Source organism: Curtobacterium sp. YR515 (assembly GCF_900113095.1).
In the GTDB taxonomy this organism is placed as follows: domain Bacteria; phylum Actinomycetota; class Actinomycetes; order Actinomycetales; family Microbacteriaceae; genus Curtobacterium.
In genome coordinates this window covers 590,538-616,747 of the sequence record NZ_FOOD01000001.1, presented here as the reverse complement: position 1 = coordinate 616,747, position 26,210 = coordinate 590,538, and the positions used below count along the sequence as shown (strand labels likewise).

The 26,210-nt window shown below is 69.8% G+C and carries 26 protein-coding genes; 17 read left to right on the top strand and 9 right to left on the bottom strand.

The features are described from left to right. Nucleotides 1-48: 48 nt before the first annotated feature. The 5 genes from BM028_RS02875 to BM028_RS02855 form a co-directional block, all read right to left on the bottom strand. Complete coding sequence (locus BM028_RS02875) at nt 49-564, bottom strand: inorganic diphosphatase (protein ID WP_435081088.1); 516 nt, start codon at nt 562-564, stop codon at nt 49-51. Then, the gene (locus BM028_RS02870; protein WP_055950129.1) at nt 561-932 is read right to left on the bottom strand and encodes a fluoride efflux transporter FluC; all 372 of its coding nucleotides are present in this window, start codon (nt 930-932) and stop codon (nt 561-563) included. Before BM028_RS02870 ends, BM028_RS02875 begins: the two co-directional genes overlap by 4 nt. Beyond that, on the bottom strand, nt 929-1,339 hold the full coding sequence (locus BM028_RS02865) for a FluC/FEX family fluoride channel (protein ID WP_055950235.1): 411 nt from the start codon (nt 1,337-1,339) through the stop codon (nt 929-931). The genes BM028_RS02870 and BM028_RS02865 overlap by 4 nt, the downstream gene beginning before the upstream one ends. A gap of 89 nt (nt 1,340-1,428) precedes the next feature. Beyond that, nucleotides 1,429-2,184, bottom strand: a complete 756-nt coding sequence (locus BM028_RS02860; protein ID WP_082473850.1) for a 2,3-bisphosphoglycerate-dependent phosphoglycerate mutase — start codon at nt 2,182-2,184, stop codon at nt 1,429-1,431. After that, entirely contained in the window at nt 2,169-2,675 is a 507-nt protein-coding gene (locus BM028_RS02855) for a universal stress protein (RefSeq protein WP_055950132.1), read from the bottom strand. The genes BM028_RS02860 and BM028_RS02855 overlap by 16 nt, the downstream gene beginning before the upstream one ends. Nucleotides 2,676-3,422: 747 nt before the next feature. On the opposite strand from BM028_RS02855, the gene BM028_RS02850 reads away from it, so the two are divergent. The 8 genes from BM028_RS02850 (at nt 3,423) to BM028_RS02820 (ending at nt 9,697) form a co-directional block, all read left to right on the top strand. Next, on the top strand, nt 3,423-6,410 hold the full coding sequence (locus BM028_RS02850; protein WP_092384419.1) for an RHS repeat domain-containing protein: 2,988 nt from the start codon (nt 3,423-3,425) through the stop codon (nt 6,408-6,410). A gap of 12 nt (nt 6,411-6,422) precedes the next feature. Beyond that, on the top strand, nt 6,423-6,614 hold the full coding sequence (locus BM028_RS18150) for a hypothetical protein (protein WP_139219731.1): 192 nt from the start codon (nt 6,423-6,425) through the stop codon (nt 6,612-6,614). A 290-nt stretch (nt 6,615-6,904) separates the two neighbouring features. Beyond that, a complete protein-coding gene (locus tag BM028_RS02845) occupies nt 6,905-7,105 on the top strand; it encodes a hypothetical protein (protein ID WP_254789364.1) in 201 nt (66 codons plus the stop codon). Between the two features lie 43 nt (nt 7,106-7,148). Further along, nucleotides 7,149-7,955, top strand: a complete 807-nt coding sequence (locus BM028_RS02840; protein ID WP_254789363.1) for a Fic/DOC family protein — start codon at nt 7,149-7,151, stop codon at nt 7,953-7,955. A 6-nt stretch (nt 7,956-7,961) separates the two neighbouring features. Continuing rightward, a complete protein-coding gene (locus BM028_RS02835; protein WP_092384417.1) occupies nt 7,962-8,558 on the top strand; it encodes a recombinase family protein in 597 nt (198 codons plus the stop codon). Nucleotides 8,559-8,853: 295 nt separating this feature from the next. Continuing rightward, nucleotides 8,854-9,069, top strand: coding sequence for a hypothetical protein (locus tag BM028_RS02830; protein ID WP_092384415.1), 216 nt, complete (start codon nt 8,854-8,856; stop codon nt 9,067-9,069). A gap of 52 nt (nt 9,070-9,121) precedes the next feature. Continuing rightward, the gene (locus tag BM028_RS02825) at nt 9,122-9,304 is read left to right on the top strand and encodes a hypothetical protein (protein WP_092384413.1); all 183 of its coding nucleotides are present in this window, start codon (nt 9,122-9,124) and stop codon (nt 9,302-9,304) included. Between the two features lie 156 nt (nt 9,305-9,460). Next, nucleotides 9,461-9,697 carry a hypothetical protein gene (locus BM028_RS02820; protein WP_092384412.1) on the top strand — a complete coding sequence of 79 codons (237 nt, stop codon included), beginning with the start codon at nt 9,461-9,463 and terminating at the stop codon, nt 9,695-9,697. Between the two features lie 16 nt (nt 9,698-9,713). Here the strand turns inward: BM028_RS02820 and BM028_RS02815 are convergent, their stop codons facing one another. Continuing rightward, nucleotides 9,714-10,286 carry a TetR/AcrR family transcriptional regulator gene (locus BM028_RS02815; RefSeq protein ID WP_254789362.1) on the bottom strand — a complete coding sequence of 191 codons (573 nt, stop codon included), beginning with the start codon at nt 10,284-10,286 and terminating at the stop codon, nt 9,714-9,716. 88 nt (nt 10,287-10,374) lie between these two features. On the opposite strand from BM028_RS02815, the gene BM028_RS02810 reads away from it, so the two are divergent. After that, nucleotides 10,375-11,226 carry an SDR family NAD(P)-dependent oxidoreductase gene (locus BM028_RS02810; protein ID WP_092384410.1) on the top strand — a complete coding sequence of 284 codons (852 nt, stop codon included), beginning with the start codon at nt 10,375-10,377 and terminating at the stop codon, nt 11,224-11,226. 304 nt (nt 11,227-11,530) lie between these two features. Here the strand turns inward: BM028_RS02810 and BM028_RS02805 are convergent, their stop codons facing one another. Next, on the bottom strand, nt 11,531-12,121 hold the full coding sequence (locus BM028_RS02805; RefSeq protein WP_092384408.1) for a TetR/AcrR family transcriptional regulator: 591 nt from the start codon (nt 12,119-12,121) through the stop codon (nt 11,531-11,533). Nucleotides 12,122-12,192: 71 nt separating this feature from the next. After that, a complete protein-coding gene (locus BM028_RS02800; protein ID WP_175495969.1) occupies nt 12,193-14,292 on the bottom strand; it encodes an MDR family MFS transporter in 2,100 nt (699 codons plus the stop codon). 110 nt (nt 14,293-14,402) lie between these two features. Here BM028_RS02800 and BM028_RS02795 point away from each other — a divergent pair, with 110 nt between their 5' ends. From BM028_RS02795 to BM028_RS02785, 3 genes are all read left to right on the top strand, one after another. Further along, a complete protein-coding gene (locus BM028_RS02795; RefSeq protein WP_071303102.1) occupies nt 14,403-14,879 on the top strand; it encodes a MarR family winged helix-turn-helix transcriptional regulator in 477 nt (158 codons plus the stop codon). A 114-nt stretch (nt 14,880-14,993) separates the two neighbouring features. After that, entirely contained in the window at nt 14,994-16,838 is a 1,845-nt protein-coding gene (locus BM028_RS02790) for a DEAD/DEAH box helicase (protein WP_070416850.1), read from the top strand. A 336-nt stretch (nt 16,839-17,174) separates the two neighbouring features. Continuing rightward, the gene (locus BM028_RS02785; protein WP_175495968.1) at nt 17,175-18,491 is read left to right on the top strand and encodes a fibronectin type III domain-containing protein; all 1,317 of its coding nucleotides are present in this window, start codon (nt 17,175-17,177) and stop codon (nt 18,489-18,491) included. 80 nt (nt 18,492-18,571) lie between these two features. On the opposite strand, the gene BM028_RS02780 is transcribed toward BM028_RS02785, so the two are convergent. Beyond that, on the bottom strand, nt 18,572-19,498 hold the full coding sequence (locus BM028_RS02780; protein ID WP_092384404.1) for an NAD-dependent epimerase/dehydratase family protein: 927 nt from the start codon (nt 19,496-19,498) through the stop codon (nt 18,572-18,574). Between the two features lie 125 nt (nt 19,499-19,623). Here BM028_RS02780 and BM028_RS02775 point away from each other — a divergent pair, with 125 nt between their 5' ends. The 5 genes from BM028_RS02775 (at nt 19,624) to BM028_RS02755 (ending at nt 26,198) form a co-directional block, all read left to right on the top strand. Continuing rightward, entirely contained in the window at nt 19,624-20,343 is a 720-nt protein-coding gene (locus BM028_RS02775; RefSeq protein ID WP_071295306.1) for a TetR/AcrR family transcriptional regulator, read from the top strand. A gap of 297 nt (nt 20,344-20,640) precedes the next feature. Beyond that, a complete protein-coding gene (locus BM028_RS02770; protein WP_071295305.1) occupies nt 20,641-22,662 on the top strand; it encodes a glycosyltransferase in 2,022 nt (673 codons plus the stop codon). Further along, nucleotides 22,659-23,072 carry an ATP-binding protein gene (locus BM028_RS02765; protein WP_175495967.1) on the top strand — a complete coding sequence of 138 codons (414 nt, stop codon included), beginning with the start codon at nt 22,659-22,661 and terminating at the stop codon, nt 23,070-23,072. The genes BM028_RS02770 and BM028_RS02765 overlap by 4 nt, the downstream gene beginning before the upstream one ends. Then, complete coding sequence (gene opgC, locus BM028_RS02760) at nt 23,069-25,579, top strand: OpgC domain-containing protein (protein ID WP_092384933.1); 2,511 nt, start codon at nt 23,069-23,071, stop codon at nt 25,577-25,579. The genes BM028_RS02765 and opgC overlap by 4 nt, the downstream gene beginning before the upstream one ends. Before the next feature lie 97 nt (nt 25,580-25,676). After that, on the top strand, nt 25,677-26,198 hold the full coding sequence (locus tag BM028_RS02755; protein WP_139219730.1) for a hypothetical protein: 522 nt from the start codon (nt 25,677-25,679) through the stop codon (nt 26,196-26,198). Nucleotides 26,199-26,210 lie beyond the last annotated feature (12 nt).

Genomic DNA, 26,210 nt, shown 5'->3' with positions numbered 1-26,210 from the left:
AGGGCGCGCACTGGATGGTGCGCGGGTGCGCGGGTGCGCGGGTGCCGGTCAGGGGTGCGGGGTGAACCGTTCCTGTGCGGCGCGGATGATGGCTTCGGCGTCGACACGGTTCGCCCACCCGTTGGTGGTGACGTGCTTGCCGTGCTCGATCTCCTTGTAGTGGGCGAAGAAGTGCTCGATTTCCACCAGGACCGGCTCGGCGACGTCGGTGATGTCCTGGACGTGGTCGAAGCGGACGTCTCCGGCGGGGACGGTGAGGATCTTGTCATCGCCGCCGTTCTCGTCGACCATGCGGAGCATCCCGACCGGGCGGACGTCGATGACGACGCCGGGGAACGTGGGCCGGGGCAGCAGCACGAGCGCGTCGAGGGGGTCGCCGTCATCGCCGAGAGTGTCGTCGATCGAGCCGTAGTCCTGCGGGAACACCATGCTGGTGAACACCGCCCGGTCCAGGCGGATCCGTCCGGTGGTGTGGTCGACCTCGTACTTGTTGCCGCTGCCGCGGGGGATCTCGATCGTGATGTCGAAGTGCATGAGCTGTTCTTCTCCGAGTCGGATGGTCAAGTGAGGGTGCCGAGGGTGACGCCCCCGGCGGCTGCGGCGACGGAGACGACGAGCATCCCAAGCCCGTTCACGGCAGCCGCGGTGGTGCGGCCGGTGCGTGCGAGGCGGACGGTCTCGAAGCTGGCGGTGCTGAACGTGGTGTAGCCACCCATGAGCCCTGTTCCGAGCACCGCGACGGGGGTAGCGCCGAGGTGACCGGCGGCGCCGGTGATCAAGCCCAGCAGGAACGAGCCGGTGATGTTGATCGTCAGCGTCCCGACCGGGAGCCGGAACTGCCGACCCCGGTTGATCGCACCATCCAGGAAGAACCGTGCGGCCGCGCCGACACCGCCAGCGACAGCGACGCTGAGGAAGGCCAGGGCGCTCATGATGTGGCTCCGTTCGGTCGGACCAAGCCCGCGATCGCGAGGCCGCCACCGGTGGCGATCGCGCCGGCGAGGACCGTCAGGAGCCCGTACCCGGTGCCGGCCAACCCTCGGCCGTCGAGGAATAACACCGCGGTGCTGGTCGCGAGGGTGCTGTAGGTGGTGAACCCGCCGAGGACACCAGTCCCCAGAAGCAGGCGCAGTGTCCGGCGGCGACCCTCGTCAGGTCCGCGATGCGCGAGGTGTTCCAGCAGCACACCGAGTAGGAGCGCGCCGGCGATGTTGATCCAGAAGATCGCCCAGGACACTCCGTGCTGAGCGGGGAACGCGGTGCTGAGTCCGTCGCGTGCGGCGGTACCGATGGCGCCGCCGAGTGCGACGACACCGAGGTACCGCCACCGCAGATGCACTGGCCGGGCGATACGTTCCGGGTCGTTGGCGTCGATGTCCGGGTCGGGCGGGAGCTGCCCATCGGGCAGGTCCGTGTCCGTTCGGGAGGTCATGTTCCACCTTCCGCAGCGACCGCTGCCGCTGCTGCTCGTGCTGCCGGGTGCAGGTACTTCCCACCCCGCGGACAGAACCCGCCGTCGCCGTCGAACCGGTAGATCAGGGGTTCGCCCGTGGGGAGGTTCAGGTCCGCGAGCTCACCGTCAGTCAGGCCGTCCATGCAGGCACACAGTGCCCGCAGTGAGTTGCCGTGCGCGACGACGAGCACTGTCTGCCCGTCGCGGAGTGCCGGGGTGATGCGGTCCGACAGGACGGGTTGGACCCGGCGGATGACGTCGGAGAGTGTCTCGGTTCGACGAACTGCCGCCCACGGCAGTCCACGAAGCGCCGTCGTCCGCCGGAGCGCCAGCCACGCGCGGATCGACATGCGTGGCGGCCGACCCGTGCGGGTCCGGCGAACAGCGAAGAACTGCTCCGCCCCCAACGCCGCTTGCGCATTCTGCTTGGACATGCCGGTGAGGGCGCCGTAGTTCCGCTCGTTCAACCGCCACGTCGACTCGATCGGCGCATCACGTCCGAGGACGTCGGTGACGAGCTCCGCCGTATGGAGCGCCCGCTCGAGCGTCGACGTGAGCACGAGGTCCGGTCGGATGCCCGCATGCAGAAGTAGCAACCCAGCCCGATTCGCTTCGGCGGTGCCCTGTTCGGTCAGCGCGACGTCTCGCAAGCCGGTGAAGGTGCCGGCAGCGTTCGCAGTGCTCTGTCCGTGGCGGAGCAGAACAAGCTGGCCGGTCACGGGGTGTCCCATGGCAGTGGGGCATCGAACCCGACCGGATCAACGGGCACTACGAGCACTGAACGGTGCTGCTGATGGGTCAGCCGTGCCGCGACCGACCCCGTGAAGAACTCCGCGATTCGACCCGCTCCCGTCCTGGCCCCGACGACCAGCATCGCCGCGTCGCGGTCTTCGGCCACCTGCGACAGTGCCCGGCTCGGATCCCCGACACCCGGGACGAACGTGACGTCGACGCCGTAGGTCGTTGCGGCAGCACGTACTGCCGCCTCGTCACTGTCCGACAAGCCCTGCGGTGTCGCGTCAGCGGTGTCAGGGTCGATCGGTTCCACCATCACCGACCCGTCCGAGCGCGTACCGGCATCGATGAGCGATGCATCCACGCTGACGCACACCAGCGTCGTACCGAAGCGGCGCGCGATGGACGACGCAACCTCGATGACCCCCGGAGCGAGGCCGGGCAGGACGCCGACGACGACCGGTCCGGTACCGATTGGTGCTGTCATGACACTCCCTACCTCAGGCGCGCAGAAGCGCGACCAGCTGAGATAGGGACTGTTGTCGACAACTGTCGAGGTTGGGTCCGGCAAGCCCCACTACCGGGTCCGAAGACACCACCAGTATGCACCCGAACCCCAAGTCACGCGGGCCGTCTCGCGCACCCGCGACGTCCCGACACCGAAGGAAGCGATTCCGACGACACGGAGCGAAGCTGCCCACAGCGCCGGGTTCATACCTGTCCAAAACTCGTTGCCGAAACCCAGTGCTGCTCGCAATGGTCCGACGGCGTTTTCGAGCAGATTGCATCCCCCGTTTGGGGGATGTCAGACCATTCGGATCGGTCTGTAGGTTCCCGATTAACCCTCATCTGAGCCGACGTCATGGTCGACGGGCGGTGCGGGCGTTCCATGCCTCACGAGCGGTCGCCTGCTGTTCGGCGCCGAGCTCCACCCGCGTTACTGGCTCAGTTGTTCTAGGGGAACTTCGTGCTTCTTGCTCCACGCCGTTCGGCGTCCGCATCGTCCATTGCCATCAAGACCGCGCTTGTCGGCGTCGTGAGTGTCGCGCTCGTGGGAGGTGTCGCGCAGGCAGCGCATGCCGCGATCCCAACAGGGCCGACGACCACCGGGTTGACGGGAGCTCGTCCGTCCGCGACGTCGCTGCCATTCCCGGTGTCGGATCAGGTTGGCGTCGCTGTTGACGTCGCCACGGGAAACCTCGAGGTCACGACCGCGGGCCTGGCGTTGCCAGGCGTGAACGGGACGAACGCGATCACGCAGACGTACAACTCGCTGGGGTGGCAGGCCGCGAGCTCGAGTACGCAGCAGGCGGCTCGGTGGTCCGCGGGTATCGGTGGTGCGGGCACGTTCTCGTCGGGGGCCTCCGGGGCGGTCGTGTACACGGCTGCAGATGGCGCAACGTGGACGTTCCCTTCGGCAACGAGCACGACGTTCACCGCACCGGCCGGGTTCCTCCGCAAGCTCGTCGCGTCCGCGACGACGAACCCGACGTACACGATGACGGACCCGGCGACGGGGCAGGTGATCAAGTCCGACACCAACGGCCAGCCGGTGTCGGTGGCGGACAAGAACGGCAACACGATCACGATCACGAACACGTCCGGCGTGCCGACGTCGATCGTCAGCACGGCGGGGACCGCCGCGGCTAAGACCGCGTCCGGTGCGTACAGCAGCACGACCCGTACCTACACGCTGACACAGGGGAGCGGGTCGACTGCCCGGACGGTGAAGTGGATCAAGGACACCTCCGGGAATCTCACCTCCTACGTCGATGGTGCGGGCAAGACCACGACGTTCGCCTACTCGGGAACCGACCTGACCGGGATCACCAGCCCGACGGGCGCGACGACGACGATCAGCTACTCCGGCACCACACACAAGGTGTCCCAGGTCGTGCAGTCCAACACCACGTCCGGGGCCGCTGGAGCGTCGACGACCCGTCTGAGCTACGCATCGTCGACGTCGACCCTGGTCGCCGGACCGAACACGGACACCACGTCAGCGGTGTCCGCGGTGCCGCACATCACCTACGCGTTGAACGCGACACAGAAGCTCGTCAACAGCGTCACCGATGCGGCCGGACGGGTCCGCTCGAAGACCTATAACGCGAATTACGCACCAACGTCAGCGACGATCGGTTCCGGGTCCACACCGACCGCATCGGCAACGTACGGGGCGAACAGCGGCCAGTCGCTGACGAAGGTCGCCTCCGCGGGTGGGGCTTCCCAACAGCTTGGCTACAACGCGACGCCCGCCGCGACTGCGTACCTGCCCGCAACGACCACGGATGACGCCGGGAACGTGACCAACCTCACCTACGACGGTGTTGGGAACCAGCTCACCAGCAGCAGCGGTTCCGGGGCGACGGCCGCGACCGCGACGCTGACCTACACCGCCGGGCAGGTCGCGACCGCCACCGCTCCGGGCAACGGGACGAACAAGACCACGTACTCGTACACGAATAAGCAGCTCACGGGCATCACGCCGGTCACCTTCACCCCGACCACCGGGTCCGCCGCGCTCGGCGCTCGCGCGTACACGTACGACGCATTCGGTCGCATCCAGTCCGCGTCCGACGGTGCCGGCCGCAGCACCACCTACACGTACGACGGTGACGATCGTGTCCTGACAACCAGCTTCTCCGACAGCACACCGACGGTCACGAACACCTACGACACCGCCGGGCACCTGCTCACCCAGGCTTCCGGATCCGGGACGCTGACAAACACGGTCGATCAGCTCGGCAACGTCCTCGCAACCTCCAACACCGCCAACGGCACCGTCACCTACACCTACGACAAGGCCGGCAACCAGACCTCCGTCACCGGACCCGACGGCACCGCCACCTCCGCCTACGACGATTCCGGCGTGCTCACCTCGACCACGACCCCGTCGACCTCGAGCAGCGGCACCCAGGAGTTCCACTTCATCACCGACGCCAACGGCCGCCGGACCGACACCTACACCGACGCGAACGCCGACAACAGCACCTGGGCAAGCCGCACCCACACCGACTACGACAGCAGCGGCCGCATCACCGAAACGCAGGGCTGGGTAGGCCCATCCGCGACGGACAACAGCCACATCTACGACCTGCAGTACTGCTACAACACCACCAGCGCCGCACCCACCTGCGGCACGACCACCACGAACGACCGGTCAAATGTGCAATGGGTGACCGACAACCTCACCGGGCAGACCACCACCTACACCTACGACGACCGCAACCGCGTCACGAAGACCGTCACCGCCGGCAGCGGCTCCGCGACCGCCGGGACGTGGGACTTCACCTACGACGTCCGCGGCAACCGCACCGGCTCGAAGTTCACCACCGCCGGCGGCACCGTCACTACCAACCAGACGCTCACCTACAACGCCGCGAACCAGATCAGCACCACCGGGTACGCGTACGACGGTGCCGGGAACCTCATCGCCGCCCCCGAATACACGTTCACCTACAACGGCGCCGAGCAGATGACCACCGCCGTCCACAACGGCTCCCAGACCACCACCTACACGTACGCCGGCGCGGACCAGAAGTCCCTGCTCTCCCTCTCCACCGCAGGCGGCGACACCAGGACGTACATGTACGGCCGTGCCGACCAAAACGGCAACCCGACCCTGGTGACCTCCACCCGGAACGGGCAACGCTCGAACATCATCAACGACTCCAAGACCGGGCAACCCATTGCACTGGCAACCCCGTCCTACGTCACCGGGCTCTACGCCTACGACGGCACCGGGAACCCGTTTGCGCTGCTGGTCGACGACGCGGCCGCGTTCTCCCACAGCTTCGACCCGTACGGCACCGAAACCGTCACCCACGACGGCGGCGGTGACGGGCTCCCCGCGAACCCCTTCACGTTCAAGGCAGGTATCCAGGACATTGCCACCGGCCTGGTCAAGTTCGGGCAACGCTGGTACAACCCCTACATCGGGGCCTGGACCCAGCAGGACACTCTCGACTCGCCCCTCGATCCTGCCAACGGCAACCGGTACGCCTACGCGGCCAGCGACCCCATCAACGGCTACGACCCGACGGGACAGCTCACGAGTACTCAGATTGGATGCGGACTAGCGTTCGTGGGAGTGGCGACGATCTTCGGAGTGCTGGCCGGAGCTGTCGTTGGAGGCCTCGTCGCAAGCGTCGCGGTCGCAGGGGTTACTGGTCAATTGACCGGCGTAGCTACCGGCGTTGCCGGCGTCTTCGCCTGCGCTTGAGAAGGGTCATTTATGAACAAGTACCAGAACATTCCACTGATATATGCGGTCGGTGGCCTAGTCATCGCGCTCGTGTTCTTCACGTTCCTCATCAGCGGCATCCCCGAGGGAGGATCGATCATCCCCCCGGTCGGCCTTGGTTTAGGGTTGCTCATTTCCGCAGCGGGTTTCTTCGTATGGGTCCGACGTCGAAGTCAGAAGTGACCGGGAGCTGAAGAAAGAGCGCCCTGAGCTGATGCCAGGACGACCCTGAGTGGTCTCGGTAGCCATGTCACCAGAAGCGCCTCGCCGAAGCGGCGGGGCGCTTCTGGCATGACTACGGCTTCCTCAGCTACCGTTCACCCGCGTCCAGTGCGCGCAGCCGGACGGCCCGAGGCGATACCTGAGAGATGGACCGGGCGCATGCTCGAACCGTTGCGAACTCCTCTGTTGCTCAAAACGGATGTGGAACGTTTTCGGGCAATTTGGTAGAATGGATGCCGAGCAGGGGAGTGATGATGGCCACCAAGACCGAGCACCGCACGGGCCGTCAGGTCGACGTCGATCAGACCATGGCGATGATCGAGAAGAGCCAGCAGCTCGCGGGGCACTTCCCGGACGCCGAGGCGCTGGGGCGGGCCCGTCGCATCCTCGACGGGGATCTCACCCTGGAGCAGGCGTACGACGAGCTCGACGCGAAGTACGCCCAGGGCTGACCGCACTGAGCAGCTGCGTCGTTTTCGCCGCATGTCCATCGGCGTGACTGACTACATCAACATCAACGTGAGCGACGACGACAAGTACACCTACCCGGGCAGCGGGGGTGTGCTCATCAATTCCAAGGGCATCCGGGACCAGGCCCGGCTCGACCAGGCGACGAACGACTACGCCTCCGCCGCGATGGCGGAGTTGTCGAACGAGCCGATCCCGGATCGTCCGGATGCCGGCTACCTCCGGAGCATTCACGAGCGCATGTTCGAGCGCATCGCGCCGAACATCGCCGGCCGCACCCGCGACGTCGACGTGCAGGCCACCGGCACGGGCATCCCGTACTGCCGACCGGAGTACATCGACGAGAACATGGCCGGCCTGTTCCGGAAGCTCGACCGGGAGGACTACCTGACCGGGCTGGACCCGAGGGCGTTCGCTGACCGGCTCGCGGACCGGTGGGGTGAGCTCTCCGCCATTCACCCGTACCGGGACGGCAACACCCGTACGCAGAGCTTCTACGTGAGCACGCTCGCTGAGCGTGCGGGCCACCCGATCGACTGGCAGCGCGTGAACGTCGACGAGCTCCGCGCCCACCGGCTGAACGCCGTCGCGGGCCAGGAGTGCGGCCTGGCGGACTACCTGCACGAACGGCTCATGACGCCGGGGGAGCAGGGCCGACAGGTCCCCACGCTCACGGCTGACCAGCAACGCATCGTCGAGATGCTCGCCCGGCAGAACGGCCGTCCCGCGACTGAGGCGACGCGACCGCTGCCGCCGGGCGTCGAGCGGGCGACGTCGGCACGCAGCACCGGGCTGGGAACCAGTCGCGGCAACACCACGGACCTCGGAAGGTAGGACGGCGTGATCGTCGGGTACACCAGGGTGAGCACCCTGGATCAAAACCTCGGATCGCAGGAGGACGCACTGCGCGCCGCCGGCGCGGACACGATCTTCTCCGACAAGTCGACGGGGAAGAACACCGCCCGTCCCGGGCTGCGCCGCTGCCTCGAGCACCTCCGCGCGGACGACGTGCTGTTGGTCTACTCGACGGACCGGCTGGGCCGGTCGATGACCGACGTCGTGAACATCGTGACCGAGCTCCAAGAGCGGCAGATCCAGTTCCGCTCGCTCACGGAGCCGTTCGACACCACGACAGCCGGCGGCGAGCTGTTCTTCCACATCTGCGCGGCGTTCGCGCAGATGAACGGGCGCATCATCTCGGACCGCACCCGCGCCGGCCTCGCGGCCGCGCGCGATCGCGGCCGCCGCGGTGGCCGGCCCACGGTCATGACGCCGGAGCGCATCGCGATCGCGCGACGGATGCGGGCCGACAAGGAGACGTGGCAGACGATCGCGACGACCCTCGGCGTCGGCATGTCGTCCGTGCGCCGCGCGCTGGCCGACGATGACGACGCACACGAGGTCGAGGACCTGACGCCGGTGGCGCAGGCCTCCTAGGGGACGGGGCACACCGATGGGGACTGATGAGCTTGCGGGCCGGCTGGGATCGCGGGTGCTGTTCGTGCCGTGGGGCGCGGAGAGCGTCACGTGCGCGGCGGAGCTCGCGCTGGAACTGCGCGACGAGACGCACGCTCGAGGACTAGTCGTCGTCGACCAGCCTCCCAGCACGGGGCGAGCAGGAGCGAGGGAAGCTCGGTAGCGTTCACGATGCGTGCACAGGGCCGTCTCCTCACTGTGCTCGTCGGCTCGGCACGAAGCGATGAGGAGCCGCCACGAACTTCCCTGGGAACACATGCCGCTGTCCATCGTGATCGTCGGTCTGCTCGCCGCTTCGGGTGGGCTGCTGTGCGCGCTCATCCCGCGACCGATCTCGCGCACGATGAAGGCATCTCTTCGTCCGCTGCTCGGGCAGAACGCCGCCGAGATCTCCTCAGTCCGGGTGGTGCGGGTCTTCGGGATCCTCGTCGCGATGGTCGGAGTGTTCTTCGTCCTCACCGTGGTGATCTGATGCCGTCCGGGGGTCGGACACCTCGCCCGGAGAGGGGCTTCCGATGTTCAGGATGAAGGGAAACCTCCTGCTGCCGACGGTCATCGCCTTGGTCGCGATCGCACTCGGTGTGGTCACGCTCCTCTCGCCCGGTCGCGCTGACGCCGGCGTGGCCATCTGGGGCGCGCTCGCGGGCTTGTTCGGCGTGTACGTGTTGTTCGGGGTCGTGGTCTCGTGGCGAGCCAGGAACAAGTGACGGCGTTCGCGCTTTCCGGTCGGCGGATTGGCGTGCATCCCGTGGGTGGTGCAGCGGAATCGCAACCACCCGCCCTCCGACCGTGGACGGCTGATCGCAGTCGTGATCGCACTCGTCATGCTCGTCGCCGGCGCGCTGCTCCTCCGGTGAACGTCGTTGACTGACGCGCTGGCGCTCTGGGTCCTCGGCGGCGCCTTCGTGCTCCTCGGCTGCGCGATCGCGGTGTCGCCGGAGGCGATGCACGACTTCCTGCAGCGACAGATGCGCATCGTCCAGAGCAAGAAGGCAGCCGATCGTCACGCCCAGTTGCCCACGGCACTCTTCCGGGCCCTGGGCATCGCCATGCTCTGCGTCGGCATCGTGCTCGGCGTGTTCGCCGCGACGGGCGGCTGAGCGCCGAAGGACCCGCTCAGCCCCGCACCACCGCCGCCACCGTCGCCACGACGACCTCCCGCCGCCGCGCCGCCCCCACCTCGTCCGTCAGTCGGGCGTACTCCGGCGTCGCACCACTCCACAGCGCAGCGGTGTGGATGACGATCCCGAGGAGCTCCGCCGCCGAGAACGTCGTCGGCAGCCGACCGTCCCGCTGTGCGTCCTCGACCGCCCGGAGCTTGGCGGCGTTGCTCCGCACGACGGCGTCGATCGGGTGCGAGGTGTCGCCCCGCTCGAGCCGGTACCAGGTCGCCAGGCGCTGCACCCAGGGTCGGTGCGCGTAGGAGTCGTGCAGGCGTCCGGCGTACTCGGGCAGGTCGTCGGCGTCGATCGTGACCTCGTCGAGCGTCTCAGCGACCATCGCGTCGAAGACCGCGTCGAACAGGCCGTCCTTGCTGCCGAAGTAGTGGTAGATCTGCGCCTTGTTGCTCGCGGCGGCTGCGGCGATCCGGTCCACGCGCGCGCCGGCGATCCCGACCGCGGCGAACTCGTCGCGGGCGGCGACGAGGAGTCGGGCGCGGGTGGCGTCGGCGTCGCGGGGCATCGGCATCCGTTCAGGTTATCAACCGGACGGTTGACAAGCGAGCACCGGAGGTGTTCCATGAGTGCTGTCAACCAACCAGTCAGTTAGGAACACCATGTCCGTCTTCCTCGTCACCGGTGCCTCGCGGGGCCTCGGCCGCTCGATCGTCACCGCAGCCCTCGCCGCCGGTCACCAGGTGGTCGCCGGGGTCCGGGACCTCCACGCCCTCGACGACCTCACCAGCGCGGAGCTCGTCCCCGTCGCGCTCGACGTCACCGACCCCGACGCCGCCCGTGCAGCAGTCCGCACCGCGGTCGAGCGCTTCGGCCGACTCGACGTCCTCGTGAACAATGCCGGGTACGCGAACCTCGCCAGCATCGAGGACGTCGACCCCGCCGACTTCCGCGCCCAGGTCGAGACGAACCTGTTCGGCGTGGTGACCCTCAGCCAGGAGGCCGTGCACGTCATGCGTGAGCAGGGCTCCGGGCACATCGTGCAGGTCTCGTCCGTCGGCGGGCGCATGTCGACGCCGGGGCTCGGCGCGTACCAGACCGCGAAGTGGGCCGTCGGCGGGTTCTCCTCGGTGCTCGCGAAGGAGGTCGGCGCCCTCGGCATCCGCGTCACCGTCCTCGAGCCGGGCGGCATGCGAACCGACTGGGCGGGGTCGTCCATGACGGTCGCGCCGGTCCGGCCGGAGTACGAGGCGACCGTCGGGGGGTCCGCACGGATGCACGGGGGCACGAGCATCGGTGCGAGCGACCCGGACCTGGTCGCCGAGCTCGTGCTGCAGGTCGTGGCGATGGACGAGCCGCCGCTCCGCCTGCTCGTCGGCCCTGACGCGTTCGAGCACGGGACGGCCGCCGGCCGCGCGCTCCTGGCCGAGGACGAGCGGCACGAGGCGCTCAGCCGGTCGACGCAGGCGGCCGATGCGACGCCGGAGCAGCTGGACCCGCTGGCACGCGCCTGAGACGCGACCGTCTGACGGACGGGAGGCGCGGTGCGAGCCGGCACCGTCCCTCCCGTCCGACAAGCGGTACCGTCTCCACGCGCTGGGCGACAGTCCACGGGCCGGTGCGCGCGTGAACTGTCGGTGAGCGCAAGAACACACCCTGCGTGGTCGCCCCGCGACACGCGCCGTTGCGCGCCGCGGGGCGAGGGCACCGGCCGTCGGGTGCGGCCGGTGCGAGGAGCGTAGGCAGCCTTCGCGCCCGGTGGGAGGACTCCTGCGGGATGCCGAAACGGCCTGCGGGTCCACGCAGGCAGACGTCCGGTCAGGCGGACGCGAGCGCGCCCATCTCGCCGACCACGGCGCGCAGTCGGACCGCGAGCTCGTCCGGCCCGCCGACGGTCTCGCGGTGCGCCACCTCGGACAGCGCGGACATGACGAGGGCCACCGCGGTGCGGGCGGTCTGCTCGTCGGTCCGCGTGCCGACCGTGGCGAGCAGGGACTGCCGGGACTCGGCCATCCACTGCATGACCATCGGGGCCATCTCCGGGCGGAGCGCGAGCAGCTCCTTCATCCGGCGCCGGTCCTGCGAGAGGGACACGGTGGCGGCGACGAGGCCGCACAGGTCGTCGATGAAGCGCCCCTCGGCGGTGGCGAACCAGGTCGCGGCGGCCGGCGGGACCTCGACCGTGTCGAGCCCGAGCGCGGCGTGCGCCTTCGAGGAGAAGTAGTTGAAGAAGGTCCGGGGGGAGACGTCGGCGTCGGCGCAGATCTGCTCCACGGTCACCCCGTCGAGGCCGTGCGCCGAGACGAGCGTCAGTGCGGCGTCGTGCAGCGCCGAGCGGGTCTGCTGCTTCTTCCGTTCACGCAGCGAGCACGGCTCCGTCGCCGTCGTCGTCGCGGGGGTGGTGGTCACGGTGGCTCCTGGTGCTGGTGGGGTGGGACGCCCGTCCACGAAGGGGGACAGCGGACGGGCGCCCCGGTCGGTCACCGGCGCTGCGCGGGCTGCGTCGGGGTGGATCCGGTCATCGGGCCGGTGAAGGAGCCCGCCTCGGCGGCGGCCAAGCCGGCGGCCGTCTCGAGCTCGTCCTCCGCCGAGAGCCGGTCGTCGTCGGAGCGCTGCGCACCCGCGGCGTCCGCACGCTCCTGCAGCGCCGAACGCTGACGGAGCGGCGGCACCCGGAAGAACCAGGTGAGGACGAAGGCGAGCAGGATCACACCGAGACCGACCCAGTAGATCGTCACGGACGAGGCGTTGAAGCCCGCCATGAACGGCCGGGTGAGCCGGCTGTCCGCACCGGTCAGGAACGAGGTGTCGTTCGTGCTCATGGTGCTCGACCCGGAGCCGCTGCCGTCGGAGACCTGCTTCGCCACGGCCGGGGTGAGCTCGCCCACCCAGTAGGACCGCTGCGCCGTGTCCGACCAGTCGACGACGAGCTTGCCGTCCTGCACCGAGGCGTGGGCCTGGTCGGCTGCCGCGGCGAGGGCCTGGGCCTGCACGGCGGCCGGGGCGCTCGCGGTCGACTGCTGCACCTGGGCGGTGACGTCGTCGAGCGAGGCCTGCACGTTCTGCTCGAGCGGGGTGACGATCGGGGTCCAGATCTCGTCCATCACGCCCCGGTTCGCGGGCGCGGTGGCCACGGTCGGGTTCGTCGCCGCGTCGAGCGCTGCGCCGAGGTCCTTCTGGTTCGCGGTCGCGTGCAGGATGTTCGACGGCATCACCGAGAACAGGATCGACAGGAGCACGGCGGTGCCGAGCGTGCCACCGATCTGGCGGAAGAACGTGGCGGACGACGTGGCGACGCCCATGTCCCGGGCCTCGACCGAGCCCTGCGACGCGAGGGTCAGCGACTGCATGACCGATCCGAGCCCGAGCCCGATGAGGAACATGCCGATCATGAGGAACCAGAGCGGCTTGTCGATGCTCATGAACGTCAGGACGACGTAGCCGGAGGACACCAGCGCCGTGCCGATCACCGGGAAGATCCGGTAGCGGCCGACCCGCGCGACGATCTGGCCGCTCGTGATCGACGCGATCATGAGCCCGCCGACGAGGGGGAGCGTCGCGAAGCCGGACTCGGTCGGGGTCAGGCCGACGACGATCTGCAGGTAGAGGGGGATGGTGAGCATGGCACCGAACATCGCGAAGCCGACCAGGAACCCGATGACGGTCGCCATCGAGAACGTGCCGGAGCGGAAGAGCTTCAGCGGGATGATCGCGGCGTCGCCCATCTTCGACTCGATGAGGAGCAGCGCGACGAGGCCGACGACGCCGATGACGTAGCAGGCGATCGCGGCGGCCGAGCCCCAGCCCCAGGTGCGGCCCTGTTCGGCCACGAGCAGGAGCGGGACGAGCGTGACGATGACGGCGGTCGCGCCCCACCAGTCGACCTTCGGCTTCGCGGTGTCGCCACCGTGCACCTTCGGCAGGTGCAGGAAGACGAGCACCATGACGAGGGCAGCGATGCCGATCGGCACGTTGATGAGGAGCACCCAGCGCCAGCCGGTGATCCACAGGATCTCGGAGGAACCGGCGAGCAGGCCGCCGATGAGCGGGCCGATCACGGACGAGATGCCGAACACGGCGAGGAAGTAGCCCTGGTACTTGGCACGTTCGCGCGGAGCGAGGATGTCGCCCATGATCGCGAGCGGCAGCGACATCAGCGCACCGGCACCGATGCCCTGCACGGCGCGGAAGCCGGCGAGCATGAGCATCGAGGTCGACATCGACGAGAGCACGGCGCCGAGGATGAACACCACGATGCCGAAGATGTAGAGCGGCCGGCGCCCGAAGATGTCGGAGAGCTTGCCGTAGATCGGCGTCGCGATGGTCGAGGTGATGAGGTACGCGGTCGTCACCCAGGCCTGCTGGTCGAGCCCGTGCAGGTCGTCACCGATCGTCCGGATCGCCGTGCCGAACACCGTCTGGCCGAGCGAGGACAGGAACATGCCCGCCATCAGCCCGTAGATCACGAGGAGGATCTGGCGGTGGGTCATCAGCGGCTGCTGGCCGGGTGCGGCGGAGTCCGTGGGGACCCCGGCTGCGCGTCGGCCGTGCTGCACCGGGACGGGTGCGGTGGCGGTCATCGAGCTCCTTGCTTCGTGCTGTGTTTCCTGCTGTGAAAGTTTGCAGGCCGCGCAACGATACATCCATTGCTTCCGACAAGCAACTAAATGTGGCCGCTACGCTGTCCGGCATGACCGAGGACCGGGACGACGCCGAGCGACTGCTGCGCGCGCAGCTCGACCGGCTGTGGGTCCGGCAGACCCTGCGGTCGTCGCTCATCGAGTCGCGCGGGGGACTGGACCCCACGGCGCGCGTGATCCTGCGGGCGGTCGACCACTTCGGGGCGGTCCGGTCGATGGCGATCGCGGACGCCACGGGGTTGTCGCGCCCCGTGATCAGCCGCCGTGTGGCATCGCTCGTCGAGTCCGGGTACCTCGGCACCGCCCCGGACCCGGCCGACGGACGCGCCAGCCTCGTCTCGATCGCCCCGGCCGGCCGGACGCTGCTCGACACGCTCGACGTCGCCGGCGCCGAGGTGTTCGACGACCTCACGGGGGCGTTCGCCACGGGGGAGCTGCACACCCTCGCCGGGCTCCTCGCCCGGCTCAACGACCGCGCCGACGCGGTCCTCGGGATCGGCGCCACGGACCGGCGCGACGCGTCCTGACCACGCGGCACGCGCCCGTGACGTGACCAGGAGGCGGACGGGAGGCGCGGTGCGGGCCCGCCCCGATCCTCCAGACCGTCACTGCTCGCGCCGTATTCGAGATACCGTTTCCGCATGAGCACGGACACCGCCACCACCACTGAGACCCTCGACGACGGGCCAGTGGTGACCTTCGCCGACCTCGGCCTGAGCGATGCTGTGCTCAAGGCCGTCAAGGACATCGGCTACGAGACCCCCTCCGCCATCCAGGAGGCCACGATCCCGACCCTGCTCGAGGGGCGCGACGTCGTCGGCCTCGCGCAGACCGGAACCGGCAAGACCGCGGCGTTCGCGCTGCCGATCCTGTCCCGCATGGAGGCGGGCAGCAAGGTGCCGCAGGCGCTCGTGCTGTCGCCGACCCGCGAGCTCGCCCTGCAGGTGTGCGAGGCGTTCGAACAGTTCGCCTCCCACATGAAGCACGTGCACGTCCTGCCCGTCTACGGCGGCCAGGCGTACGGCGTGCAGCTGTCCGCCCTGCGCCGCGGCGTGGACGTGGTCGTCGGCACGCCCGGTCGCATCATGGACCACATCGCCAAGGGCACGCTCGACCTGTCCGAGCTGAAGTACCTCGTGCTCGACGAGGCCGACGAGATGCTCAAGATGGGCTTCGCCGAGGACGTCGAGACGATCCTCGCCGAGACCCCGGACGACAAGCAGGTCGCGCTGTTCTCCGCGACGATGCCGGCCCAGATCCGCCGCATCTCGCAGCAGTACCTCACCGACCCGGCCGAGATCACGGTCAAGACGAAGACGAAGACCGCGGCGAACATCACGCAGCGGTACCTCATGGTGTCGTACCCGCAGAAGGTCGACGCGCTCACCCGCATCCTCGAGGTCGAGGACTTCGAGGGCATGATCATCTTCGTCCGCACGAAGAGCGAGACCGAGACCCTCGCCGAGAAGCTCCGCGCGCGCGGGTACGCCGCAGCGGCCATCAGCGGTGACGTCGCCCAGGCCCAGCGCGAGCGCACGGTGAACCAGCTGAAGTCCGGCAAGCTCGACATCCTCGTCGCCACCGACGTCGCCGCCCGCGGTCTCGACGTCGACCGCATCACGCACGTCGTGAACTACGACATCCCCGTCGACATCGAGTCCTACGTGCACCGCATCGGTCGCACCGGTCGCGCCGGCCGCTCGGGTGACTCGATCAGCTTCGTCACCCCGCGCGAGCGACGCCTGCTGTCCGCGATCGAGCGGCACACCAAGCAGCCGCTCACGCAGATGCAGCTGCCGACGATCGAGGACGTCAACGAGACGCGCCTCACCCGCTTCGACGACGCGATCACCGCGGCGCTCGAGCAGCAGGACCGCATCACCGCGTTCCGCGACATCATCGCCCACTACGTCGAGCACCACGACGTCCCGGCCGACGACGTCGCCGCCGCGCTGGCCGTCGTCGCGCAGGGCGAGGACCCGCTGCTGCTCGACCCGAAGGCCGACGAGCTGCGGAACCGCGTCGACCGCGACGGCCGGAGCAGCGACCGCCGTGACCGTGACGACGACCGCGGTGCCCGTGGCGACCGGGCCGACCGTGGCCCGCGCCGCTCGCAGCCGATGACCGCCTACCGCATCGAGGTCGGGCGTCGGCACCGCGTCGAGCCGCGCCAGATCGTCGGTGCCCTCGCGAACGAGGGTGGCCTGCGCCGTGACGACTTCGGGGCGATCCAGATCCGCCCGGACTTCTCGATCGTCGAGCTGCCCGCCGACATGGACGCCGGGGTGCTCGACCGGCTGACGGACACCCGGATCAGCGGGAAGCTCATCGAGATCAAGCCGGACCGCCGTGGTGGTGGCGGTGGCGGGGCGCGCCGGTACGACCGCGACGACCGTGGGCCGCGTGCCGGTGGTCGGGACCGTGACGACCGCGGGCCGCGTCGGTACGACCGCGACGACCGTGCGGAGCGCAAGCCGCGTCACTGACGCGCGTTCTTTTCACGGGAGGCGCGGTGCCAGCTGGCACCGCGCCTCCCGTCGTTCCGGCATTCCGTCGGTGCGGGAGCACACGTCCCCGCGAAAGCGACAGCGCACAGGGGGCCGCCGCCGTCCGTGCCGCGAGAGCGACACTGTGGCGCGGACGTCCGGCGGCAGCGTGTCGCTTTGGCGAAGCGCCGCTCCCCGGCCCGCGGGTTGCGGGATGACGCATGAGGGCCTGCACGGTCCGCACGATCCCGGCGCCGACGGGTCGGCGAGGTCCGACCGGTGCTCTGATGTCCGTAGCCGTGGCGCATGGACCACGGGACGAACAGGGGAACGCACGTGTTCAGAGCCGTACTGACCGCCGCAGCCGCGGTGGCGCTCGTCATCGGGGGAGCCGCGCCGGCGACGGCCGCACCCTCGTCGGTGCCCGGCGCACCGACCTCCGTCCGCGTCACCGGAGCCGCGGACAGCGCGACCGTGACCTGGGGACTCCCGAAGTCCGGCGCGAAGGTCACCAGCTGGCGCGTCACCGTCTCGCCCGCGCAGCAGCAGCCGGACGCCGGCGTCGACCGGCTCCCGGCCAGCGCGCGGTCCGACCGGTTCGGCAACCTCACCGCGAGCACCGCGTACACGTTCTCGGTCCGTGCGGTCGGGACCCGGGGCACGGGCAAGGCCGTCTCGGTGCGGTACACCGCGCCCGGGTCGGTCCAGACCGTGCAGTCCCTGTTCGCACTCGACGGCGCGGGCTCGGTCGTGCGGTTCCCGACCTCCGGCACGTCCGCCCCGACCACGATCGCGCCGAACGCCGCCGGCTTCACGGCGGACGACGTGGGCGACGTGTTCGTGCCCTCGTTGGACCGCACCTCGATCGTGATGTACCCGGCCGGCGGTGCCGCTGCCCGGACCGTGGCGACCGGCCTGCACCTCACGGCGGACCTCCGCTCGGACGTCGCCGGCAACCTGTACTGGGTCGACTCGGTCTCCGGTGCGATCACGAAGCTCCCGGTGTCCGGGGCAGCACCGACGGCGATCATCCCCTCGGCCGGCTCCGGCTGGGCGGTCGGGCGCGACGGCACGGTCTCGGCCGTGGCCTTCGGGACCCAGGGCGCCGCGACGAAGGTCGTCTCCGTGTCGCCGACAGGCGTCCGGACCACCCGGTCGATCCCCGAGACCGGCTACCGGATCTTCGCGGCGGTCATCGCGGACGGCGGCGGGAACCTCTACGTCAACTACCTCTCGACCGGCGCCTCCGGCGCGAGCGGCTGGGTCCTGCTGGCGAAGGGCTCGAGCGAGCTCGTCTCGGCGGAGTCCCGGATCGGCTTCACCTACGCGGCGACGAACGGTCGGGCGCTGGTGTCCGCCAAGTCCGCCGGGTGGTGCGCCGCTCCGAGCGAGGGCAGCCCCGGCGGCTGCACCGCCGACAAGACGATCACCTCGCTGTCCTCGCGGACGGCCGACGGGACGACCACCGAGCAGACCACGAGCGGCGTGACCGCCCAGGGCCGTGGCGTCTGGATCGGTGCGGCGGACGAAGCGGGCGACCTGTTCTTCGACGTGAGCGCCGGCCCGACGACCGGCCTCTGGCGGCTGGACGCCGCAGGCGGCGTGGCGCAGCGGCTGTCCGCCGGACAGTTCTCGCGGTTGCTGGTGATCTGAGGTCGGACCCGACCAGGTGACTGACGGGAGGCGCGGTGCGGGCTCGCACCGCGCCTCCCGTCATGCAGTGCGCAGCCGGTTCAGGCGACGCCCTCGACGGTCCGTCGGCACACCTCGTCCCACGGGGTCGGCTCGATGCCGAAGTGGGCTCGGGCCGCCGAGTCGTCGACCACGTACGGGGCCGTCCACTGGTAGCTCATCTCGGCGATCTCGCGCATCATCGGTGAGACCAGCCCCATCGCTCTGAGCATGCCGGCCGGGAGACGCCGGACGGTCACAGGGGGCTTCCCCGCCGCGGCCAGCACCTCGGTGAGGGCCTGCACCTGCGACCGCGGCGCGTTGCTCGGCACCATCCAGGTGCGTCCGTGGGCGGTCTCGTCCGCCGCGGCCGCGACGAGCATCCGGGCGACGTCGAGCACGTCCGTGAAGGTGTGCGGCAGGTCGGTCCGGCCGATCATCGACACCGCCTTCCCCTGCAGCGCTGCCGGCAGGACGCGGGTGATGTGGCCGTTCTCGCCGATGCCGGCGCCGACGTAGTCCGAGGCGCGGACCTCGACGGCACGCAGCCGTCCCGCCTCGTGCGCCGTGCGTGCGTCGGCCCAGAGCCGTGCCCGCAGGATGCCCTTGTGGTCCGTCGCGGCGTCCGGCAGGCTCTCGCGCATCGGTCCGTCGATGGGGCCGTAGGGGTAGAGGTTCCCGGTGATGGCGTACACCGCGCCGGTCCGCTCGGCCGCGGTGAGCAGCGCGGTCGCGAGCGGCGGCCAGGTCTGCTCCCACTGCGTGTAGTCGCCGGGGTTGGCGCAGTTGTAGAGGGCAGCGGCCCCCTCGGTCGCCCGGGTGAGCGCGTCGGCGTCCGAGGCGTCCAGGGCGAGGTGCTCGACGCCGGAGACACCCGTGTCCCGGCCGGATCGGGTGGCGACGGTGACCCGCTCGCCCCGTTCCGCGAGGAGTGCGGCGACGTGACGGCCCACCGGACCGGCACCGATGACGACGTGGTGCTGCGACATGGCTTCCTGCTTTCGTCTGTTTGCGAGAGCACCGCTCTCGGTTCTCAGCATGCACGAGCGGTCGCTGAATTGCAAGAGCAGTGCTCTCGATTGTGTGCAGTGCTCTCTCGTGCCATGGTGGAGGCATGACGGACAAGGCGCCCACTGCACGATCCCTCGCACGCGAGACCGTGCGGGCCGGCATCCTCGCCGCTGCCCGGGTCCGGCTCACCGAGGAGGGGCCGTCGCAACTGAGCCTCCGCGCCGTCGCCCGTGACGTCGGGATGGTGTCGTCGGCCGTGTACCGGTACTTCCCGAGCCGCGACGACCTGCTCACGGCGCTCCTCATCGCCGACTACGACGAGCTCGGCGGCGCGGTCGAGGCAGCCGAGGCGGCAGCGGGACCGGCACCCGGGGCTCGGTGGGTCGCGGTGTGCCGGGCGATCCGGACGTGGTCGATCGCGCACCCGGGGGACTTCGCGCTCCTGTTCGGCTCGCCGGTGCCCGGGTACGTCGCGCCGCGGTCGACGGTGGACCCGGCGTCGCGGACGACGCTCACGATCGTGCGGGTGGTCGCGGACGCGGTGGCGGACCCGGGGTACCGTGCCCCGCTCCCGGCCGGATCGGGTCCGGGGCTCGTCGCTGCGGCGGTCGCGGACGGGGTGGCGTCCCTGCGGGCGTTCGGCACGGAGCTGCCGGAAGAGGTCCTCGTCCGCACGCTGATGGCCTGGACGACGGTGTTCGGCACGGTGTCGTTCGAGTTGTTCGGGCACTTCGTCGGTTCGGTGTCGGACGGTGCGGCGTACTTCGACGAGGTCGTCGCGCGGTTGGCCGAGGGGCTCGGGTTCGTCGCCGAGTTCGACTGACGGGGTCGCGCGCGCTGCGGGTCGCGCAGTGCGCCGGTCGCGGGTCGCGTCGTCCGTCGGCCGCGTCCTCTTGTCCCCAGAGCGGGGTGCCGGTCTGACAGGGGGCCCGTTCCTGCGGTAGACAGGTCGTGGGCCCCGGTCGTACCCGACGACCGAGTCCACGCTCGGGACGGCCCACCTGGAGTCTCCCCGGACGGACCACCACCCTCGGGCGCGCGCCGCGGCCGGGGGCCGACGGATCAGGGAGGCTCGCTTGCGACGCAGCACGTTCGGCGACGCCGTCGTCGGGGGCACCCGGTGACCGCGCTCGACGTCAGCCGGCAGGACCGCCGCCGTCTCACGACCGGGACACCCCGGAAGCGCCTCGTCGCCGTCCGGACCGTCGCCCTGCTCGCCTCGATCGCCGGCGTGAACTACATCGTCTGGCGCTGGGCCGCCTCGGTGAACTGGCACTCGTGGTGGATCGCCGTCCCGCTGATCCTCGCCGAGACGTACAGCGTGATCGACTCGCTGCTCTTCGCGTTCGGGGCCTGGCGGCTCCGTGAACGCGGGGAACCGCCGACCCCGCCGCAGGACCCCGTGACCGTCGACGTCTTCATCACGACGTACAACGAGCCCGTCGACCTCGTCGTCCGCACCGCGACGGCGGCGAAGGCGATCACCCACCCGCACACCACGTGGATCCTCGACGACGGCAACCGTCCGGAGATGCGCGCCGCCGCCGAGTCGCTCGGGATCGGCGTGATCACCCGGGGCGCCGACTGGATCGACCGACCGCGGCACGCCAAGGCGGGGAACCTCAACAACGCCCTGCTCGCGACCCAGGGGGAGTTCCTCCTCATCCTCGACGCCGACCAGGTCCCGGAACCGTCGATCCTCGACCGCACGCTCGGGTACTTCAAGGACTCGCGGATGGCGCTGGTCCAGACGCCGCAGTGGTTCGAGAACGTCCCCGAAGCCGACCTGCTCGGCAGCCAGGCGCCCCTGTTCTACGGGCCGATCCAGCAGTCGAAGGACGGGTGGAACGCCGCGTTCTTCTGCGGGTCGAACGCGATCCTCCGGCGCGAGGCGCTCATGCAGCTCGGGGTCACCCGGTACGTGCGCGAGGTCGAGGCCTCGGTCGCGCGGACGATCAAGACCTCCCGGAAGCTCCTCGCCCGAGCACGCGAGACGGAGACCGACCCGCGGGTGCTCGGGGCGCTCGACGAGGCCGAGGCCGTGGTCGACCGCGCCCGTGACCAGGTCCAGCGGGGCGAGCCGCTCGGCGACGTCACCTACGACTTCCAACGCGGCATCGACACGATCTCCTACCGGTTCGCCGCGTCCGACCTCGAATCGGTCCGCAACGACCTGCAGGAGCTCGCGGCGATGTCGACCGACGCGAACACCTTCGCGGGCCTCGACGACGCGGCACTCGACGTCCTCGGCCGCCGCGACGCCTCACCGGTCGCCGCGATCGAGTCCATCGCCGTGCTCACCCGGGCGCTCGATGTCAACCGCGACGACGAGGCCCAGCCGATCATGCCGTTGGCGACGATCTCGGTCACCGAGGACATGGCGACCGCCATGCGCCTGCACGGCCTCGGCTGGAAGTCGGCCTACCACGACGAGATCCTGGCGAAGGGCCTCGCACCCGAGGACCTGCCGACCATGCTCGTGCAGCGGCTCCGCTGGGCGCAGGGCACCATGCAGGTCTTCTTCCGCGAGAACCCGCTCGTGCAGAAGGGCCTGTCGTGGGGGCAGCGACTCATGTACTTCTCGACGATGTGGAGCTACCTGTCCGGCTTCGCCGCGATCGTCTACATCGCGGCCCCGGTGCTCTGCCTGTCCTTCGGTGTCGTGCCGGTCCAGGCGTACAGCGTCGACTTCTTCGTCCGGCTCATCCCGTTCCTCGTCCTCAACCAGCTGCTCTTCTGGGTGGTGGCGGCCGGCAGACCGACGTGGCGCGGGCAGCAGTACTCGCTGGCGTTGTTCCCGGTCTGGATCGAGTCCGTCACGAGTGCGTTCGAGAACGTGTTCCGGGGCAAGCCGCTGGGCTTCCGGGTCACCCCGAAGGTCCGTGACGAGTCCGAGCAGAAGCCGCGGTGGGACCTCGTGAAGCCCCAGCTCATCGCGATGGGGGCCCTCGTGGCGGCGCTGATCCTGATCGGCATCCGGTACCTGACCGGCCAGGCGTCCGGCATCGCGCCGCTCGTGAACACCGCATGGGTCGTGTTCGACCTGTTCATCTTCAGCATCGTCATCCGGGCCGTGCTCTACCGAGGACCGGGCACGGCGCAGTCCGAGCACGAGTCGAGCACGGCCGGGGGACCCCTGTGAGCCCGGCGCGGGTCGAGTTCGACGTCCCGGCGGTGTCGGCGTCCCTCGACGAGGTGCAGGACCGCTTCGGCGCGTGGTGGGACACCCTCGGCATCGACGACGTCCGGCTCCGCTTCGGCCTCGAGACCGCCCTCGCCGAGATCGCCGCGAACATCGTCGAGCACACCCGCCGCGCCGACCAGGAAGCCGGCCGGCGCTACACCGTGGAACTCGACGCGACCGACCAGGAGCTCGTCGCCGTGCTCACCGACAACGGGCTGCCGGTCGACATCGACCTCGCTGCCGTGACGATGGCCGACGCCGACGAGGAGAGCGGTCGGGGCCTGGCCCTCGCGATCGCCGCGCTCGACCGGCTCGAGCACCGACACGAGGGCGGTCACAACGTCTGGACCCTGGTGTGCGCACGGTGAGCCGGACCGCTGCCCGGCTCGTCGCGTTCCTGGTGGTGCTCGCGACGTTCGCCCTGGGTGGCGCGCTGCCGGCGTCGGCGGTGCAGGCTGCCGCGACGAGCGGTGCGTCGATCGCGCCGTCCGACGGGAAGACCTGGTTCGGACCGGACATCGACTGGGGCGACGACGCACCGGCCGGGTACGCGGGACGACTCGGTGCGACACCGTCGATGTACGGCGTGGAGATCCAGTACCCGCTCGACCGCAGCGCCCGCAAGGAGTTCCTCCGGGCCACCCGCGCTGCCGCGACGCAGGGCGCCGTCCTCGTGGTGAGCCTCGAGCCCGACCAGTCGCTCCGGTCCCTCACCGCGGCCGACGCCCGTGCGGCGAACGCCCTGCTCGAAGAGGTCCACCGCCAGTACGACACCCAGGTGCTCGTCCGGTTCGCCCCGCAGATGAACGGCACGTGGGTGCGGTGGGGCCAGCAGCCGACGCAGTTCGTCACGGCCTTCCGGACGCTCGCGACCGCGGTCCACGGCGGCAACTCGGACGCGCTGATGGTGTGGTCCCCGTCCTACGGTGCGGGCTACCCCTTCGGCGAGTCCGCCGGCCGGCTGCAGGACCTCTCCGCGACCGACGTCTCGAAGCTCGACACGAACGGCGACGGACAGCTCACCGCGGCCGACGACCCCTACGAGCCGTACTGGCCCGGGGACGCCTCGGTCGACTGGGTCGGGCTGTCGATGCTGTACTTCGGCAAGGGCAAGGCGACCGAGGCAGCCGGCCGAGACGTCCCGCTCACCCGGAACGACGTCCCCGAGGCCGGCGAGGTCTCCGCACGCTTCGACGAGACCTGGGGCTACGAGCAGCGACAGCAGGGGAGCTTCTACGACCGCTTCGCCGTGGCCGACGACCGGCCGATGCTGCTCGACACCGGGGCGCTGTACGACCACTCGCTCCGGGGCGCCGACGAACTCCCGGTGAAGCAGGGCTGGTGGCGACAGGTGATCGCCGCCGTGCAGGACCGCCCGTTGATCCGCGGCGTGACGTTCCTCGAGACGAACCGCCGCGAACCCGAGGCCGGCAACCGCGTGGCCGACTGGCGCGACACCGCCGTGCCCGGCATCGCCGGCTCGTTCCGCACCGACCTCGAGCGCGCGGGTGACTTCGTGTTCGGACCCGTGACGGACGAGGTCACGCCACGGGACGGCGCCGCGGCGACCGACCAGCAGTACGACACCGGCGGCGACCAGATGGCCTGGATCGTCTGGTGTGCCGTCGGCCTCGCGGTCGTGTTCCTGCTGAGCGGCCTGTTCGGTCGGCTGCTGCCGAGCTGGCGCTACCCCGACGACGGCAAGCCCGGGCGCGACCTGCGGCTCGACCTGTTTCGCGGGTTCATCATCCTCGCCGTGGTGATCACCCACATCGAGATCGGCGGACCGTACTCGTACATCACGCTGCACGCCGTCGGCGCGATCACCGGCGCGGAGATGTTCGTGTTCCTGTCCGGCATGGTCCTCGGCATGACCTACCCGTTCGCCATCAAGAAGTTCGGCGAGTGGGCGGCCGCCATCGGGGCGTGGAAACGCGCGCGGAAGCAGTACCTCGTCACGCTCGGGGTGATCCTCGTCGTCTTCGCGCTGAGCTTCGTGCCGTTCCTGAACACCGACGCGATCACCACCTTCACCGACCGCGGGACCGGCACCGGGGGAGTCGGCGCCGAGGGGCGCGTGTACGACCTCTACCCGAACGCGATGCAGCTGCTGGCGTACCCGCCGCCCTGGTACGCGATCCGGCAGTTCCTGCTGCTCGAGATGGGCCCGTGGCCGTTCAACATCATGGGCCTCTTCGTGGTGCTGAGCCTGTTCATCCCGGCGTTCATGTGGGTGATCCGCCGCGGGTTCTGGTGGGCGCTGCTCATCGTCAGCTGGGCGCTCTACGTCTACCAGGCGCTCAACCCGGAGTTCCGGCCGCTGAACTCCCAGTTCGAGGCGGTCTTCCCGCTCCTCACCTGGCAGGTCGTGTTCACCCACGGACTCGTGCTCGGGTACTACCGTCGGCAGATCATCGGCGCACTGACCGGTCGCCTCGGCAAGGTCCTCGTCGGGGTCGGCATCGGCGGGTACGCGCTGTTCCTGGTATACGTCTGGGCGGGCGACCACTTCGGGTTCACGCCCGTGCCCTTCCCGGCCTCGATGTACGACCAGCTGTACAACACCGCCTACCAGCGCGTCGACCTGCAGTGGGGGCGCCTGGTCGACATCGCCTTCTTCGCGATCGTGTCGTACGCGATCCTCACCGTGTTCTGGAAGCCGATCGCGAAGGCCATCGGATGGCTGTGGGTCCCGATCGGGCAGGCGAGTCTCTACGTGTTCGTCTGGCAGGTGTTCTTCGCGCTGGCGATCGCGTCGATCCCGGGTGTCGACTGGGGCAACGGCTGGATCGGCTTCGCGACCCACACCCTGCTGATCCTGCTGGCCTGGTACATGGTGCGGACGCGGTTCCTGTTCTCGGTGATCCCGCGCTGACGCGCTGCATAACGGACAGGAGGCGCGGGGCGGGCCCGCACCGCGCCTCCTGTCCGTCAGCTGGTCGCGGTGCGCCCGTGTCTGGAAGGCTGGTCGTGTGGGGTTGATGAGACGGTGGCCGTGGTGGTTGGCTGCGCTGGCGCTCGCCGTCGCGTTCGGCGGCCTGTGGTTCCTGGTGACGATCGTCGTGATGCCGGAGCTCAACGTTGTCGAGCGAGCCGTGATCTCCGCCATCACGGGTGCCGCGTACGGCATCGTCATGGCGATCTTCCTCATCCGGCTGCGGCGCGGGTACGGCACCGTCCTGCAGGACGCGGGCTTCCGTCGAGCAGTCCGCCGCGGGGTCGTCCCTCCCGACGTCGACGTCGAGGGATGGCGACGCGCGGTGCAGCAGCACCGGAACCAGGACCGCCCGCTGCGATGGGCGGCCCCGCTGCTGTACGTTCCGATGACCGGCCTCTCCGTCTGGCTCGCAGCGTCCGGGCAACCGCTCTCCTGGATCTTCGTCGGCCTCTTCCTCGTCATGCTGGTCGCCTCCCTGATCGTTGCCCCTCGAGCGGTCCGCCGGACGGACGCGATGCTGACCGAACTCGACCGCCGTGAGCGGTCGGTCCAGTGAGACGTGACGGGT

Coding starts and splice junctions, on each gene's coding strand:
- BM028_RS02790 (WP_070416850.1), top strand. CDS start 14,994: ATGAGCACGGACACCGCCACCACCACTGAGACCCTCGACGACGGGCCA.
- BM028_RS02815 (WP_254789362.1), bottom strand. CDS start 10,286: ATGCCGATGCCCCGCGACGCCGACGCCACCCGCGCCCGACTCCTCGTC.
- BM028_RS02825 (WP_092384413.1), top strand. CDS start 9,122: ATGAAGGGAAACCTCCTGCTGCCGACGGTCATCGCCTTGGTCGCGATC.
- BM028_RS02795 (WP_071303102.1), top strand. CDS start 14,403: ATGACCGAGGACCGGGACGACGCCGAGCGACTGCTGCGCGCGCAGCTC.
- BM028_RS02810 (WP_092384410.1), top strand. CDS start 10,375: ATGTCCGTCTTCCTCGTCACCGGTGCCTCGCGGGGCCTCGGCCGCTCG.
- BM028_RS02800 (WP_175495969.1), bottom strand. CDS start 14,292: ATGACCGCCACCGCACCCGTCCCGGTGCAGCACGGCCGACGCGCAGCC.
- BM028_RS02780 (WP_092384404.1), bottom strand. CDS start 19,498: ATGTCGCAGCACCACGTCGTCATCGGTGCCGGTCCGGTGGGCCGTCAC.
- BM028_RS02860 (WP_082473850.1), bottom strand. CDS start 2,184: ATGGGACACCCCGTGACCGGCCAGCTTGTTCTGCTCCGCCACGGACAG.
- BM028_RS02830 (WP_092384415.1), top strand. CDS start 8,854: ATGCCGCTGTCCATCGTGATCGTCGGTCTGCTCGCCGCTTCGGGTGGG.
- BM028_RS02855 (WP_055950132.1), bottom strand. CDS start 2,675: ATGACAGCACCAATCGGTACCGGACCGGTCGTCGTCGGCGTCCTGCCC.
- BM028_RS02870 (WP_055950129.1), bottom strand. CDS start 932: ATGAGCGCCCTGGCCTTCCTCAGCGTCGCTGTCGCTGGCGGTGTCGGC.
- BM028_RS02775 (WP_071295306.1), top strand. CDS start 19,624: ATGACGGACAAGGCGCCCACTGCACGATCCCTCGCACGCGAGACCGTG.
- BM028_RS18150 (WP_139219731.1), top strand. CDS start 6,423: ATGAACAAGTACCAGAACATTCCACTGATATATGCGGTCGGTGGCCTA.
- BM028_RS02845 (WP_254789364.1), top strand. CDS start 6,905: ATGATGGCCACCAAGACCGAGCACCGCACGGGCCGTCAGGTCGACGTC.